The 14,030-nt window shown below is 59.9% G+C and carries 14 protein-coding genes and 1 tRNA gene; 9 read left to right on the top strand and 6 right to left on the bottom strand.

From position 1 onward, the window contains the following. Nucleotides 1-90 precede the first annotated feature (90 nt). The 4 genes from DLM85_RS16055 to lpxB all read left to right on the top strand — a co-directional run bounded on the left by DLM85_RS16055 (nucleotide 91) and on the right by lpxB (nucleotide 3,697). Nucleotides 91-999 carry an ABC transporter substrate-binding protein gene (locus DLM85_RS16055; protein WP_111479142.1) on the top strand — a complete coding sequence of 303 codons (909 nt, stop codon included), beginning with the start codon at nucleotides 91-93 and terminating at the stop codon, nucleotides 997-999. Further along, on the top strand, nucleotides 996-2,000 hold the full coding sequence (locus DLM85_RS16050; RefSeq protein ID WP_111479141.1) for a FecCD family ABC transporter permease: 1,005 nt from the start codon (nucleotides 996-998) through the stop codon (nucleotides 1,998-2,000). The genes DLM85_RS16055 and DLM85_RS16050 overlap by 4 nt, the downstream gene beginning before the upstream one ends. A 76-nt stretch (nucleotides 2,001-2,076) precedes the next feature. Continuing rightward, nucleotides 2,077-2,496: a 6-pyruvoyl trahydropterin synthase family protein gene (locus DLM85_RS16045; RefSeq protein WP_111479140.1), complete on the top strand. Its 420-nt coding sequence runs from the start codon at nucleotides 2,077-2,079 to the stop codon at nucleotides 2,494-2,496. Between the two features lie 91 nt (nucleotides 2,497-2,587). Beyond that, nucleotides 2,588-3,697 (top strand): lipid-A-disaccharide synthase, encoded by a 1,110-nt coding sequence (gene lpxB, locus DLM85_RS16040; protein ID WP_111479139.1) that lies wholly within the window; start codon nucleotides 2,588-2,590, stop codon nucleotides 3,695-3,697. Between the two features lie 348 nt (nucleotides 3,698-4,045). On the opposite strand, the gene clpX is transcribed toward lpxB, so the two are convergent. From clpX to DLM85_RS25105, 6 genes are all read right to left on the bottom strand, one after another. After that, on the bottom strand, nucleotides 4,046-5,272 hold the full coding sequence (gene clpX, locus DLM85_RS16035; RefSeq protein ID WP_111479138.1) for an ATP-dependent Clp protease ATP-binding subunit ClpX: 1,227 nt from the start codon (nucleotides 5,270-5,272) through the stop codon (nucleotides 4,046-4,048). Between the two features lie 257 nt (nucleotides 5,273-5,529). Continuing rightward, nucleotides 5,530-5,823: a hypothetical protein gene (locus tag DLM85_RS25110; RefSeq protein WP_133257095.1), complete on the bottom strand. Its 294-nt coding sequence runs from the start codon at nucleotides 5,821-5,823 to the stop codon at nucleotides 5,530-5,532. 112 nt (nucleotides 5,824-5,935) lie between these two features. Beyond that, on the bottom strand, nucleotides 5,936-6,640 hold the full coding sequence (locus tag DLM85_RS16030; protein ID WP_111479137.1) for an ATP-dependent Clp protease proteolytic subunit: 705 nt from the start codon (nucleotides 6,638-6,640) through the stop codon (nucleotides 5,936-5,938). A 134-nt stretch (nucleotides 6,641-6,774) separates the two neighbouring features. Beyond that, nucleotides 6,775-8,103 carry a trigger factor gene (gene tig, locus DLM85_RS16025; protein WP_111479136.1) on the bottom strand — a complete coding sequence of 443 codons (1,329 nt, stop codon included), beginning with the start codon at nucleotides 8,101-8,103 and terminating at the stop codon, nucleotides 6,775-6,777. 127 nt (nucleotides 8,104-8,230) lie between these two features. Continuing rightward, a tRNA-Leu gene (locus DLM85_RS16020) sits at nucleotides 8,231-8,315 on the bottom strand. A 257-nt stretch (nucleotides 8,316-8,572) separates the two neighbouring features. After that, complete coding sequence (locus DLM85_RS25105; RefSeq protein ID WP_133257094.1) at nucleotides 8,573-9,043, bottom strand: hypothetical protein; 471 nt, start codon at nucleotides 9,041-9,043, stop codon at nucleotides 8,573-8,575. A 262-nt stretch (nucleotides 9,044-9,305) separates the two neighbouring features. Between DLM85_RS25105 and DLM85_RS16015 the strand changes: the two genes are divergently transcribed. From DLM85_RS16015 to DLM85_RS25790, 5 genes are all read left to right on the top strand, one after another. Next, nucleotides 9,306-11,513, top strand: a complete 2,208-nt coding sequence (locus DLM85_RS16015; protein ID WP_111479135.1) for a RelA/SpoT family protein — start codon at nucleotides 9,306-9,308, stop codon at nucleotides 11,511-11,513. Nucleotides 11,514-11,587: 74 nt separating this feature from the next. Then, on the top strand, nucleotides 11,588-12,058 hold the full coding sequence (locus DLM85_RS16010) for a Fur family transcriptional regulator (protein ID WP_111479134.1): 471 nt from the start codon (nucleotides 11,588-11,590) through the stop codon (nucleotides 12,056-12,058). Beyond that, nucleotides 12,055-12,405, top strand: a complete 351-nt coding sequence (locus DLM85_RS16005) for an STAS domain-containing protein (RefSeq protein WP_078011413.1) — start codon at nucleotides 12,055-12,057, stop codon at nucleotides 12,403-12,405. The genes DLM85_RS16010 and DLM85_RS16005 overlap by 4 nt, the downstream gene beginning before the upstream one ends. Further along, nucleotides 12,406-13,677 (top strand): adenylosuccinate synthase, encoded by a 1,272-nt coding sequence (locus DLM85_RS16000; protein ID WP_111479133.1) that lies wholly within the window; start codon nucleotides 12,406-12,408, stop codon nucleotides 13,675-13,677. 59 nt (nucleotides 13,678-13,736) lie between these two features. Then, nucleotides 13,737-14,030: hypothetical protein (locus DLM85_RS25790; RefSeq protein WP_207891043.1), on the top strand; the 294-nt coding region annotated here is incomplete at its 3' end.

The following is a 14,030-nucleotide window of genomic DNA, read 5'->3' as shown; positions in this document are numbered from 1 at the left end:
GGGAGTGCCGCGTGACGGCGCGCCGCGGCCGGCGCCGCATTGCCCCGGCGGATTACGCCGTTGGCGGACGGGGCTCTACCTTTGCCGGCCATGCTCAGAAGACGATTGTTGCCGCTGCTCGGCCTGCTGCTGACCGCCGCCTGCTCGCCCGCCACCGATTCGGCCGATGCTCCGGCCCAGGCCCCGCCCCGCCCCCTGACCGTGCAGGACGACCTCGGCCGCTCGGTCACGTTTCAGGCCCCGCCCCGCCGCATCATGGCCCTGGCCGCCTCCATGACGGAAATGCTCTACGCCGTGGCCGATACCGCCACCATCGTCGGGCGCACCCAGGTGTGCGACTACCCGGCCGCCGCGCTGCGCAAGCCCGTGGTCAACAGTTACCCGCTCGACTTTGAGACGCTCGTCGGCCTGCACCCCGACGTGGTGTTTACCGTCGAGGGCATTACCAGCCCCGCCGATGCGGCCCGCCTGCAGCAGCTGGGGATTCCGGTGTATTACCAGCGCTACCAGCGCGTCACCGACGTTTTCCGCGGCCTGCGGGACCTGGGCCGCCTGCTCGGCCGCCAGCCGCAGGCCCGGCGCCTCACCGACTCGCTGGCGCAGGAGCTGGGCCAGCTGACCGCCGACACCGCCGGCCCGCATCTGCGCGCTTTGGCCGTCATTTCCAACGACCCGATCTACGCCTTTGGCCGCAACACCATCTTCACCGACAAAATCCGCCTGGCCGGCGGTCAGAACGCCCTGGCCGAGGATTTTCCGCAGCCGTATCCTTCCCTCACCCGGGAGTATATTCTGAAGCTGAACCCCGACGTCATCATCGGCGGGCGTTTCGGGCAGCTGGACAGCACCTTTTTCCGCATGTACCCCGAGCTGCGCCGCACCACCGCCTACCGCACCCGCCGCGTGTTCCCCGTCACCGGCGACCTGATGGACCGCCCCAGCCCGCGGGTGGTGGAGTCGGTGCGCGAGCTGCGGGGCCTGCTGCGCCCCGCCCGATGAGCCGCCGGGCACCGCTGCTGTTCCTGGGCCTCGTGCTGCTGGCCGCGGCGCTGCTGCTGGCCGGCCTGCGCGTGGGCAGCGTGGCCGGCGCCGATTATGCCACGCTCTGGCAGGCCCTCGGGCACTACAACGCCGAGAACCCCGCCCACGTGGTACTGATCGAGCTGCGGCTGCCGCGCCTGCTGCTGGCGCTGCTAGCCGGCGGCGGCCTGGCCCTGAGCGGCTACCTGATGCAGGCCATGGTCAACAATCCGCTGGCCGACCCCTACCTGCTCAGCACCGCCTCGGGCGCTTCCCTAGGAGCGCTGGTGATAAACATTCTGCTGCCCACGGCCAGCGCCGTCACGCCCTGGTTGGTGCCGCTGGGCTGCCTGGCCGGGGCGGTAGGGGCCACGCTACTGGTCATCGGCCTGGGCAGCCGCCGCGGCCGCCTGATTCCCACCCAGCTGCTGCTGGCGGGCGTGGCGCTGTCGTCTTTGCTGAATGCGCTGGGCGGGCTTATCACCTTCCGGGCCCAAACGGATTCGCAGCTGCGGGCTGCTATTTCCTGGGGCCTGGGCAGTCTGGAACGCGCCGGCTGGCCCCTGTTGGGCGGCCCGGCCGTGGCGGTGCTGCTGGGCATGGTGGCCGCCTGGCTGCTGCGCCGCCACCTGAATGTGCTGCTGCTGGGGGAAGAGCGGGCGGCGGCCCTGGGCCTCGACGTGGGCCGCACGCGCTGGCTGCTGCTGCTCGTCTCGTCGGGCATCACGGCCGGGGTAGTGGCGCTGTGCGGGCCGCTGGGCTTTGTGGGCCTGATCGTGCCGCACGCCACGCGCGGACTGCTGGGCGTGACGGGCCGGCTGAACGTGGCCTTCTGTGCCCTGCTTGGCGGCACCTTCCTGCTCGGCTGCGACCTGCTGGCCCGTCTGCTCAATCCGCCCGCCGGCCTGCCCGTCGGCTTGGTCACGGCCCTGTTCGGCGTACCGTTCTTCGTATATTTGCTGCGGAAAAAAGGGGCTTAAGGACGATGATCCGACTGGTTCGGCCCGGTGCCGCGGCCGCGGCCTCGTCTCTAAGCCCCTCCTTGCCTCTCTGCCCATGATTTACATCAGTCGCCAGGAACACTTCAACGCCGCCCACAAGCTCTACAACCCTGCGTGGAGCGAGGAGCGCAACAAGGAAGTGTTCGGGCCCTGCGCCAACGCCAACTGGCACGGCCATAATTACGACCTCATCGTCACCGTCAAAGGCCAGCCCGACCCCGACACCGGCTTCGTCGTCGACCTGAAAGCCCTCAGCACGCTGATTCGCGAGCATATTATTCAGCACGTCGACCACAAGAACCTCAACCTGGACGTGCCGTTCATGGCCGGCAAGCTGGCCAGCACCGAAAACCTGGCCGTGGCCTTCTGGCAAATCCTAGAGCGGGAGCTGCCTCGTATTACCGATACGGCCCGGCTGCACGGTATCAAGATCTACGAAACGCCACGCAACTTCGTCGAATATTACGGGGAGTAATTCTGAATGCTGAATTATGAATGCTGAATTCTCTGGAGTTCAGATTCTCTCCAATTCAGAATTCAGAATTCATAATTCAGAATTCCACCACGTGAAATACTACCTCATTGCCGGCGAACGGTCCGGTGACTTCCACGCCGCCCGCCTTATGGGCGCCCTTAAGCAGCACGATGCCCGCGCGGAATTCCGCTGCTGGGGCGGCGACATGATGGAGGAAGCCGGCGGCACCATGGTGCACCACTACCAGGAAATGGCCATCATGGGCTTTCTGGAAGCCGCTACCGCCGTGTTCAAGTTCCGCCGCTTCCTCAAGGAATGCGAGCAGGACCTGCTGGCCCACAAGCCCGACGTGCTCATTCTGGTCGACTACGCGGGCTTCAACCTGCGCGTGGCCAAATTCGCCAAGGCGCACGGCATCAAGGTTTTCTACTACATTTCGCCCAAAATCTGGGCCTGGAACCAGGGGCGCGTGCATAAGATCAAGGCCCTGGTCGACAAGATGTTCGTCATCCTGCCCTTCGAGCGGGAGTTCTACCAGCGCTTCGGCTACGACGTGGACTACATCGGCAACCCCACCGCCGACGCCGTGCACGAGCACCCCGTGACCGACGACTTCCACCAGCGCAACGGCTTCGATCCGCAGCGGCCCATCATTGCGGTGCTGCCCGGCTCGCGCAAGCAGGAAATCGAGGAAATGCTCTTTGAGATGCTGCGCATTCTGCCGCCCTTCCTCGATTACCAGTTCGTGGTGGCCGGCGTCTCCAACCTCGACCCGGGCTACTACCGCCACTTCGAGCGCATCAACGTGCGCATCGTCACCGACCAGACCTACGACCTGCTGCGCCACGCCAAAGCGGCCGTGGTCACCAGCGGCACCGCCACCCTGGAAACCGCCCTGTTCGACGTGCCCCAAGTGGTCTGCTACCGCACCAGCGCCGTGTCGTACCAGCTGGCCAAGTCCTTTATCAAAGTCAAGTACATTTCGCTGGTCAACCTCATTGCCGGCCGCGAAGTAGTGAAAGAGCTGATCCAGGGCGACTTCACCGCCCGCAACCTCGTCACCGAGCTGCACCGCGTCCTCGACGACGAGAAATACATTGCCGAAGTAAAAGCCGGGTACGCCGAAATCCGCGAGAAACTCGGCCGTACGAATGCTGCCGATAAAGCTGCGGAGCTGATGGTGGGTTACTTGAATAATTGATTTAGCTCTTGTTGCTTATGTCCATGGACGGATTCTGGCAAGTACTTGATCTGCTATTACAGTTTTCTGTAGAGCTTATTACCTTCTTGCTACTCGCTTGCTTAGGAGCGTTGATCCGCTGGGGGATATGCAGACTTGCCAACAAGAATATTTCACTTCAGGATACGTTTTCTGTTGACCCTTGGGCAAATTTTGGCCTCGCTATTTTTATGGTACTACTATTCGTTGTAGGTCACCATTGGCTCATGAAGTAGATGCCTTAGCGTAAACTTCGAATTGACAATAAACAGCGAAGCCGGACAAGTTTGCTTGTCCGGCTTCGCTGTTTATTGTCAATTCGATAAGCCTTTACGCCGCCCGCAGCTGCTTCAGCGGCGACTTCTCGAACTTCTCGTGGGCGTAGTCCAGGTCGATAACCAGCTCCGTCTGATCCGTCACCGAGGGCATGTCGAACATGGCGTCGGTCATGATGCTTTCACAGATGCTGCGCAGGCCGCGGGCACCGAGGCGGTACTCGTCGGCCTTCTCCACGATGTAGTCCAGGGCCTCGTCGGTGAAGGAGAGGCTGATGCCTTCCATCTCGAACAGGCGGTTGTACTGCTTCAGGATGGAGTTCTTGGGCTCCGTCAGGATCATGCGCAGCGTGGCCTTGTCCAGCGGATTCAGGTGCGTGAGCACCGGCAGGCGGCCGATCAGTTCGGGAATAAGACCAAACTGCTTCAGGTCCTGGGCCGTGATGTAGCGCAGGAAGTTGTTGGTGTCCACCTTCTCGTCCAGCAGCGTCTTGGCGAAGCCCAGCGGCTTGGTGTTCAGGCGGCTCTTGATGATGCGCTCAATGCCCACGAAGGCGCCGCCGCAGATGAACAGGATGTTCTCGGTATTCACCGTAATCATCTTCTGCTCGGGGTGCTTGCGGCCGCCGTGCGGGGGCACGTTCACCGTGGTGCCTTCCAGCAGCTTCAGCATGGCCTGCTGCACGCCCTCGCCGCTCACGTCGCGGGTGATGCTGGGGTTGTCGCTCTTGCGGGCAATCTTGTCCACCTCGTCGATGTAGACGATGCCGCGCTCGGCCGCTTCCACGTTGTAGTCGGCGGCCTGCAGCAGGCGGGTCAGGATGCTTTCCACGTCCTCGCCCACGTAGCCGGCTTCGGTCAGTACCGTCGCGTCAGCAATGCAGAAGGGCACCTGCAGCACCGAGGCCAGCATTTTGGCCAGGAAGGTTTTGCCCGTGCCGGTTTCGCCCACCATGATGATGTTCGATTTTTCAATCGTGACGTCATCCTTGCCGGCGGGCTTCTGCATCAGGCGCTTGTAGTGGTTGTAGACGGCCACCGCCAGCACCTTCTTCGCTTCATCCTGGCCTACCACGTATTGATCGAGGTATTCCTTCATGTCGCGGGGCTTCACGAGGTTGAACTTCGGCGTCTTCGAGTTCGAACGAATCTTGTTCTCTTCGTTCAAAATCTGCTGCGCCTGCCCGACGCACCGCTCACAGATGTGCGCGTTGATGCCGGAAATCATGATGGAAACCTCGCGCTTGCTTTTGCCGCAAAACGAGCAGGTGATATCTGCCATTGTCGAAGGAAAGTCGAAAAACTAACGGAATTAGCCATACTGGGCCGAATACCGCTTCAAAGGTACGAATTCGCAAACGCCCCGCTCTCACCTAAAAGTGCCGAACCGACAGGCTTCTATAAAAAGAACAACCGTCTCACCCTGAAGTTACCATTCAGAATGAGACGGTTGCATGAGCGGCCGTCTGCCGCTGAAACTTTGTCGCCGAATGGGCGGAATTACTGGCTGAGCGAATGCAGCCTTGGCTAATTAGAACGTCATGCTGAGCTTGTCGAAGCATCTCTACCAATAACCAAATCAAGCTCGTCATGAAGGTGAAACAAGTGGCAACCGCAGTGTTGCTTGAAAACGGCCACTTCGTGCCACTCAGGCACTTTCAGCACAAAAGCGTGCTTGAAATCAACGGTAGAGCCATCCTCGAATCTGATGCGGACCACGCTATCTGAAGGAAAATCGGAGGCCCCAAACGTATGATACCTGGTTTCCCCTTTCGCAATCAAATATTCCCGAATCTTGGTCTTCCAGCGTTCCGGTAAGTCAGCGTGGCGCATCAAGCTTAATTCTTGAAACACAAGAACGTCATGCTGCAGGCTGCAAGGAAGCGGTAGAGATGCTTCGGCAAGCTCAGCATGACGTTCTGATTATTTCAGCGTCGCCAAGAAATTACTTCTCCAGCTTGTGGCGCTCCAGCACTTCGTCGATGATGCCGTATTCCTTGGCTTCGTCGGCGCGCATCCAGTAGTCGCGGTCGGAGTTGTCGTGCACTTCCTGGTAGGTTTTGCCGGTGTGCTTGGCCAGGATGTCGTACAGCTCTTTCTTCAGCTTGAGGATTTCGCGGGCGGTAATCTCGATGTCCGACGACTGACCCTGCACGCCGCCCGAGGGCTGGTGAATCATCACGCGGGCGTGGGGGAGGGCCGAGCGCTTGTCCTTGGCCCCGCCGGCGAGCAACACGGCGCCCATGGAGGCAGCCAGGCCGGTGCAGATGGTAGCCACGTCCGGACCCACGTACTGCATCGTGTCGTAGATGCCGAGGCCGGCGTACACCGAGCCGCCGGGCGAGTTGATGTAGAGCAGAATGTCCTTCTTGGCATCGGCCGACTCCAGGAACAGCAACTGGGCGGTGATGATGTTGGCAATGTAATCATCCACCGGCGTGCCCAGGAACACGATGCGGTCCATGATCAGGCGGGAGAATACGTCGATTTCGGCGAAGCGCGTGGGGCGTTCCTCGATAACGGAGCGCGTCATGCCCGTGACGAAATGGCTGCTTTGGCCTTCGATGTGGTGCAGATACTGATCGACACCCAAGCCGCTCAGGCCTTGACCCTTAACGGCGAATTTGCGGAATTCCTGTTTGTTCAGCATTGACTGAAGAGGTAGGAGAATGATTGGTACGGCGTGATGCCAGCGGAAACACCGGAAGCCAAGGGTACGAAAAAAGCCCTTACTCCGACGAAGTAAGGGCTTTTTTTTAGCGGGAATCAACCCCGGCGCGGAAATTACGCCTGCGGGGTGTTCCGGAAGTCCTCGGCCGTCATCGGCTGGTCCTTAACAACAATCTGACCACGCAGGTTGTCGACTACTTTGTCTGCCAGAATGGCTTCGTACTCCTGCACGTAGTTCTTGCCGTTCTCCTGACGCAGGTAATTGTCGGCAAAGCCGCGCACCGATTCGCGCAGCTCCTCGCCTACCTCCGGCATGTTGAACTGGGCCAGAATCTTGTCCATGGTACGGTCCATGATTTCCTCGTTCGACACCTTCAGCTCCTGCTCCTCCACCACTTTGTTGCGGATCAAGGACCACTTCAGCTCCTTCTCGTAGTCGTCGTAGTGCTCCTCGATCTGCTCCTTGGTCAGCTTGCCCTGGTTGGCCGCCAGCAGCCACTTCTTGAAGAATTCCTTGGGCAGGTTGATTTCCGTGGAGTCAACCAGCTTCTGAATCAGGCGACGGTTCAGCACGTTGTTCGACTCCCGGTCGTAGTTCTCCTGGATGGTTTCGCGCACTTTGGCGTCGAAATCCTCCTTCGAGGTCACCACGTCCTTGCCGAACACCTTGTCGAACAGCTCCTGGTTGTACTCCGACTGCTGCGAGCGGTGAATCTGCTCCACTTCGAAGGTGTACTCGCCATCGACGCCGGCAGCCAGCTCCTTGGAGAGGCCCGTGAAGTTGGCAATCAGGGTCGCGTCGCCGCCGAAAGCGTCCTTCAGGTCGAAGCTCACCACGTCGCCGGCCTTCACGCCCACGAACTTGTCGGCGTTGTTTTTCAGCTTGTTGGTGGGCAGCATCACTTTCTGCGAAAACTCGGTGGTTTCCTGCTTCAGCTGGCCCGAAATGTAGTCACCGGCCTCCGAGGTTTCAGGGGTGGTGTTTTCGCCGAACTGGCGGCCGATCTGCTCGTAGGTATCGTCCAGGGTGTTCTGGTCCAGCTCCACTTTCGGGCGCTCCACTTCGAACGAGTCACCGGTGGGCAGCGAGAAGTCGGGCACCAGGCCCAGCTCGAACTGGAATTCAAAGTCCTTCTGGGTGTCGAAGTCCACGCTGGCGGGCACCGGCAGCGGCTCGCCCAGCAGGCGCAGCTTGTTCTCCTTGATGTAGGTGTCGACGGCCGAGTTCAGCTGCTTGTTGATTTCGTCAACCAGCACGCCCTTGCCGTACATCTTGCGCACCAGCGCCGCCGGCACCTTACCCGGCCGGAAGCCCTTGATCTGCGCCCGCTTGCTGACGTCCTTGATCTGCTTTTCTACTGCTTCCGAGTAGTCAGCTTCCGTGAGGCGCACGGTCAGCAGGGCGCCCTGCTGTTCGTCTTTGTTGTCGAGGGTGATGTCCAAAACGAGTCGGAGGTTAAAAGTAAGCGGGCCGTGGGCCCAGTTAGATAAAAAGGCAACAAGCCCCCAACGCACCGGGGCCGGGGTGTTGAGGGCCTGCATTGAGGCTGCCATCGAAACGGCAGAGAAGTGGTGCGGATGGAGGGACTCGAACCCACACGCCTTGCGGCACCAGATCCTAAGTCTGGCACGTCTACCAATTTCGCCACATCCGCATGCCGGGCCGGTCGCCGCGGGGCCGCAAAGCTAAGCAAGTGCGCCGGAATATCAAACCCTTGCGCCGGGTTGGCGGTTAGGCGGCGCTGCGGGTGGCATTGGGCCGTTAGGCTGAGCGCAGCCGAAGCATCTTTACCGCTTCGTTGTATGTTCCGAATTAACCAAACAGTCAGTCCTGTAAATGATTGGAGTGTGGGCTCAATAAAAAAGGCCCTGCTGGAGTAGCAACGGGGCCTTTTCTGTTTTTTTAAATGCTTCAGCGCGGGATAGGAGTATATCTGAAGCAAAGACGGTCCTCACGGTCCTCATAAGCTGGTGCTTCATAGACCATGATACGAGCGTATGGACTTTGGTAACGTGTGGCACTACCATCCGGCAACGACCCCATCATTTGGCAGTTGGCTGCTACGAACTTTAGCATGTTATCCGCAGCTGGAGCACCTTTTGGAATGCTAATCATAACCTCAGTCGCCATCCCATCTATAATCAGATAGCTTAACTCCATGCCATTTGCCCCAACGTAAAAAAGAAGCGAACCGGGTTTGGGAGCAAGCAGCAAATGGTCTCCATATCGGAAACTTGCATTTGTTTTCATTGCCTCGAAAATCTGGTCCACTGTCTTACCAATATATTGCCCATAAGGGTCTCGATGATCGTATGGCATCGGAGCTTGAGCTTTTGCAATGCCACAAACCAGCAGAAGGGCAAATAAGAGTAAGCTTTTCATGAGATATATTTTGTCGGAAAGTAACATCTACTCATGTCCGCTCCAACTGTGCGACTTAATGGTATTCCCCATTGCGCTTATTAGGCCGTGCCGGTAACGCCCAGCCCCCATCCGCTGTTATCTTACCCAGAACCAACCACCCCTTCGCCCAGCCGAACCGTGCTTCCGAACAGTTCCGCCCAATAGGAGGGACCCCACCGGGCGCGGTTTTCGTACCTTCGTCGGCCGCCCTTCGCAAGCGGCCCGCAGTGCTTTTTCGCCAATGGCAACTCTCATAGATCCGGAGGTAGAGCGGCAGGAAATCCTGCGCCACTACCGCAAACTGCTCCGCACGGCCAAGCCCTACCTTAAGGGTGGCGACGCCAAGCTCATCAAAAAGGCCTTCAACACCTCCCTGGAGGCCCACAAGGACATGCGCCGCAAGTCCGGCGAGCCGTACATCCTGCACCCGCTGGCCGTGGCGCAGATTGTGGTGGAGGAAATCGGCTTGGGCACCACCAGCATCGTGGCGGCCCTGCTGCACGACGTGGTGGAGGACACGCCCTGGGAAATTTCCGACGTGGAGCGCGAGTTCGGCACCAAGGTCGCCCGCATCGTCGACGGCCTGACCAAGATTTCGGGCGTATTCGACTACGGCACCTCCGAGCAGGCCGAGAACTTCCGCAAGATGCTGCTGACGCTGTCGGAAGACGTGCGCGTTATCCTCATCAAAATCGCCGACCGCCTGCACAACATGCGGACGCTCGACTCGATGCCGCGCCACAAGCAGCTCAAAATCGCGTCGGAAACCATCTACCTCTACGCCCCGCTGGCCCACCGTCTCGGCCTCTACGCTATCAAGAGCGAGCTGGAGGACCTGCACCTCAAGTACACCGACACCGACACCTTCCGCGACCTGACGCAGAAGGTGCGCCAGAGCCGCGGCGCCCGCAACCGCTTTATCAAGGAGTTCGTGGCCCCGCTCGACGACGAGCTAAAATCCCAGGGCTTCGACTTCGAAATCAAGGGCCGGCCCAAGAGCATCTACTCCATCCTGCGTAAGATGCGCAAGCAGAACATTCCCTTCGAGGAAGTCTACGACCTGTTTGCCATCCGCATCATCCTCGACGTGCCGCCGGAGCAGGAAAAAGCCGCCTGCTGGCGCGTCTACTCCATCGTCACCGACTTCTACCAGCCCAACCCCGACCGCCTGCGCGACTGGGTGAGCACGCCCAAAGCCAACGGCTACGAGAGCCTGCACACCACCGTCATGTCGCAGACCGGCCAGTGGGTGGAAGTGCAGATCCGCTCCCGGCGCATGGACGACATTGCCGAGAAAGGCTACGCCGCCCACTGGAAGTACAAGGACACCGGCGCCGTGCAGCCTGAATCCTCGCTCGAAGCGTGGATTAACAAGGTGCGCGAGATGCTCGAAACCAACAACTCCAGCGCCCTGGAGTTTATGGACGAGTTCCGCCAGAACCTCTTCGTCAAAGAGGTTTACGTCTTCACCCCGAAAGGCAAGCTGGTTATTCTGCCCGACGGCGCCACCGCGCTGGATTTCGCCTTCGAAATCCACACCCAGATTGGCCTGCAGTGCCTCGGCGCCAAGGTCAACCAGAAGCTGGAGCCGCTCAGCTACCGCCTGCGCAACGGGGACCAGATTGAAATCCTGACTTCGCAGAAGCAGCGCCCCACCGAGGAGTGGCTTAGCTACGTCACCACCTCGAAAGCGCGTAGCAGCATCAAGGATTACCTGCGCGACGACAAGCGGGCTAAAGCCGAGGACGGCAAATTCCTGCTCGAAAAGCGCCTGGAGCTGATAGGAGTGGAGCAGACGCCGGATAACCTGAACCGCCTGTTGGCGCACTTCAACGTCCACAACGCCCACGAATTCTACTACCGCCTGGCCATCGGGCAGGTCGACGGCCGCGAAATCAAGGAAAGCCTGTTCGACCCCACCGTCCCGCTCCCGCGCACCCCCTCGATGCTGGAGCCAAAGGCCTTCGACCAGGAAGTACAGAAGCTGCGCGGCGTGCGCCCGGATATGCTGGTCATCGGCCAGACCACCGACCAGATCCGCCATACCATCGCCACCTGCTGCAACCCCATCCCCGGCGACGACGTGTTCGGCTTCGAAACCGACCAGGGCATCGTCATCCACCGTACGTCCTGCCCGAAAGCCACCACGCTCATGTCCAGCTTCGGCAACCGCATCGTGCGCGCCAAGTGGACCGAGCAACTGGAGCTTGCCTTCCTGGCCGGCATCCGCATCAAGGGCTCCGACCGCGTTGGCCTCGTCAACGACGTAACCAAAATCATCAGCAACAGCCTCAAGGTAAACATGCGCTCCATCACCATCGACTCCGACGACGGCATGTTCGAGGGCCAGATCATGGTGTTCGTCAACGACACGGCCCACCTCGAGAAGCTGATCCAGCGTCTCAGCCGGGTGCGCGGCGTGCTTTCGGTCGAACGGTTTGGGTCCTGAACCGGTTAACGGTTCGTCATTTCAGCATGTCGGAGTACATAGCTGGTACACCTTAGTATATATAGGAGCACAAAATGCTTGATGTTGCCAAGTACGAGGAGGTAAAGAAGATTTTCACCGCCTACCTCGAAAGCAAGGGCCTGCGCAAAACCTCCGAGCGGTACGCCATCCTCGAAGAAATCTACTCGCGCACCGGCCACTTCGACGTGGAGGAGCTCTACGCCGGCATGAAAGACCGCGGCGTGCAGGTCAGCCGCGCCACCGTGTACAACACCTTGGATTTGCTGGTCGAGCATCACCTTGTCAGCAAGCACCAGTTCGGCCGCAACCTCGCGCAGTACGAGAAGTCCTACGGCTACCGCCAGCACGACCACGTCATCTGCACCGAGTGCCACAAAGTCGTGGAGTTCTGCGACCCGCGCATCCACGGCATCCAAACCATGGTCGGGGAGTTATTGAACTTCCATATCTTGCACCACTCTCTAAATCTTTACGGCATTTGCGGCGACTGCCGCGCCAAAGCCGCTCGTACCAACCCTGAATGAGAACCGACGCCAACCTGCAAGACGGCATCCTCTCGGTCCGCCTCTCCGGCGACCTGATTGGCAGCCCCGATTCCCAACAACTCCTCCAGACCGTTGACCAGCACCTCGGCGACGAAGCCGTTAAGCTCTGCTCCGTCGACCTTTCCAACGTCCGCTACGTCAACAGCTCCGGCATTGGCGTGCTCGTATCGCTGCTGACCAAGTTCCGCAGCCGCGGCGGCGAGCTGGTCCTGATCAACCCCGCCGAGCACCCGCGCAAAATGCTGGCGCTAACCAAACTCACCTCCATCTTCACCATCGCCGACGACGAAGCAGCTGCCTCTAGCTTGCTCAAAAACGCCAATTAAATGCCCGTAGACGTACTCGTTGGCCTCCAGTGGGGCGACGAAGGAAAAGGTAAAATCGTGGACGTGCTTGCACCCACGTACGACGTAGTAGCTCGTTTTCAAGGCGGCCCCAACGCCGGCCACACCCTCACCTTCAACGGCACCAAGCACGTCCTGCACCAGGTGCCATCGGGTATCTTCCACCCGCACATTATTAATGTAGTCGGCAACGGCGTCGTCCTCGACCCCGTCGTCTTCCGCGAAGAGCTGCGCAAGCTCACCGCCCGCGGCGTCGACGGCACCGCCAACCTCTACATCTCCAAGAAAGCCCAGCTAATCCTCCCGTCGCACCGCGCGCTGGACCGGATCTGGGAAGAAGCCCGCGGCGGCGGCAAAATCGGCTCTACCTTAAAAGGCATCGGCCCGACCTACCAGGATAAAATCGGCCGCACCGGCCTGCGAGTAGGCGACATCCTGCACCCCAACTTTAAGGAGCGCTACAACGAAGCCGTCGAGCGGCACCGCCAGCTCGCCAACTTCCACCAGCGCGAGCTGGAAATCGAAGAAGCCGAGCCCATCTTCTTCGAAGCCGTCGAAGAGCTCCGCCAGCTCCGCCTTGTTGATACCGAGTACCTGCTCAACGACCTGCTGGCCCAGGGCAAACGCATCCTGGCCGAAGGCGCCCAAGGCTCTCTGCTCGACATCGACTTCGGCACCTATCCCTTCGTCACCTCCTCCAGCACCGTGGTAGCCGGCGCCTGCACCGGCCTCGGCATCGCCCCGAAGCACATCGATAAGGTGTACGGCATCAGCAAAGCCTACTGCACCCGCGTCGGCAGCGGCCCGTTCCCCACCGAGCTTCACGACGAAGTAGGGGAGAAGATCCGCCAGGCTGGCCGCGAATTTGGCTCTACCACCGGCCGCCCCCGCCGTTGCGGCTGGATCGACCTGCCGGCCCTGCGCTACGCCATCATGCTGAACGGCGTCACCGAAATCCACCTGATGAAAGCCGACGTGCTTTCCGATTTCGACGAAATCCAGGTCTGCACCCACTACCGTCGCCCCGACGGCAGTACTACCGAGCATCTGCCCGACCTCGCCGAACTGCAGGAATTAACTCCTGAGTATAGCCCTCTGCCCGGCTGGCAAACCAGCCTCGACAATATCTCGGATTCCGCCAATCTGCCTGCCCAACTCACCGCCTACGTGCAATACCTTGAGCAGCAGTTGCAAGTTCCCGTAAGCATCGTCAGCGTAGGGCCCGACCGCATCAGCACAATCCACCGGAACTAGTCGTCAGTCGGAAAATAAATGCGAAGGCCCGCTTGACATTGCGCAAGCGGGCCTTACCTTTGTCATCCCAGTTCGGCAAACGGCCAGCTAAAACCTCGAATGAGGAAGTCTTGAAAAGTTTTTCGGTCAAGTTGCTTGACTTTTTCGAAGCGGTGATGCTACCTTTGCACCCCGCTTCAGCAGGAGGCGGCGAGGACAGCAGGCGGCGAAAAAAAAGGTGGCTGCTGGTCTTGACACGAAAGGAAAGAAGTTCCGATCTTTGCCCTCCGTTTCGCTGTGAAACGGCCGGTTGCCGAGAGCGACCAGAAAAAAACCTGGGCTTGGAACTTGCAAAGTGGCGACCGAGTTTGCTA

It is taken from the genome of Hymenobacter edaphi, from assembly GCF_003258365.1.
GTDB lineage: Bacteria > Bacteroidota > Bacteroidia > Cytophagales > Hymenobacteraceae > Solirubrum > Solirubrum edaphi.
The sequence above is the reverse complement of the archived record's forward strand: the minus strand, read 5'-3'. Positions and strand labels throughout refer to the sequence as shown.

What these genes read in the sequence shown, in the direction of transcription:
- DLM85_RS16055 (WP_111479142.1), top strand. Translation starts at nt 91, where the DNA reads ATGCTCAGAAGACGATTGTTGCCGCTGCTCGGCCTGCTGCTGACCGCC.
- DLM85_RS16050 (WP_111479141.1), top strand. Translation starts at nt 996, where the DNA reads ATGAGCCGCCGGGCACCGCTGCTGTTCCTGGGCCTCGTGCTGCTGGCC.
- DLM85_RS16045 (WP_111479140.1), top strand. Translation starts at nt 2,077, where the DNA reads ATGATTTACATCAGTCGCCAGGAACACTTCAACGCCGCCCACAAGCTC.
- clpX (WP_111479138.1), bottom strand. Translation starts at nt 5,272, where the DNA reads ATGGCAGATATCACCTGCTCGTTTTGCGGCAAAAGCAAGCGCGAGGTT.
- DLM85_RS25110 (WP_133257095.1), bottom strand. Translation starts at nt 5,823, where the DNA reads ATGCGCCACGCTGACTTACCGGAACGCTGGAAGACCAAGATTCGGGAA.
- DLM85_RS16030 (WP_111479137.1), bottom strand. Translation starts at nt 6,640, where the DNA reads ATGCTGAACAAACAGGAATTCCGCAAATTCGCCGTTAAGGGTCAAGGC.
- DLM85_RS25105 (WP_133257094.1), bottom strand. Translation starts at nt 9,043, where the DNA reads ATGAAAAGCTTACTCTTATTTGCCCTTCTGCTGGTTTGTGGCATTGCA.
- DLM85_RS16015 (WP_111479135.1), top strand. Translation starts at nt 9,306, where the DNA reads ATGGCAACTCTCATAGATCCGGAGGTAGAGCGGCAGGAAATCCTGCGC.
- DLM85_RS16010 (WP_111479134.1), top strand. Translation starts at nt 11,588, where the DNA reads ATGCTTGATGTTGCCAAGTACGAGGAGGTAAAGAAGATTTTCACCGCC.
- DLM85_RS16005 (WP_078011413.1), top strand. Translation starts at nt 12,055, where the DNA reads ATGAGAACCGACGCCAACCTGCAAGACGGCATCCTCTCGGTCCGCCTC.
- DLM85_RS16000 (WP_111479133.1), top strand. Translation starts at nt 12,406, where the DNA reads ATGCCCGTAGACGTACTCGTTGGCCTCCAGTGGGGCGACGAAGGAAAA.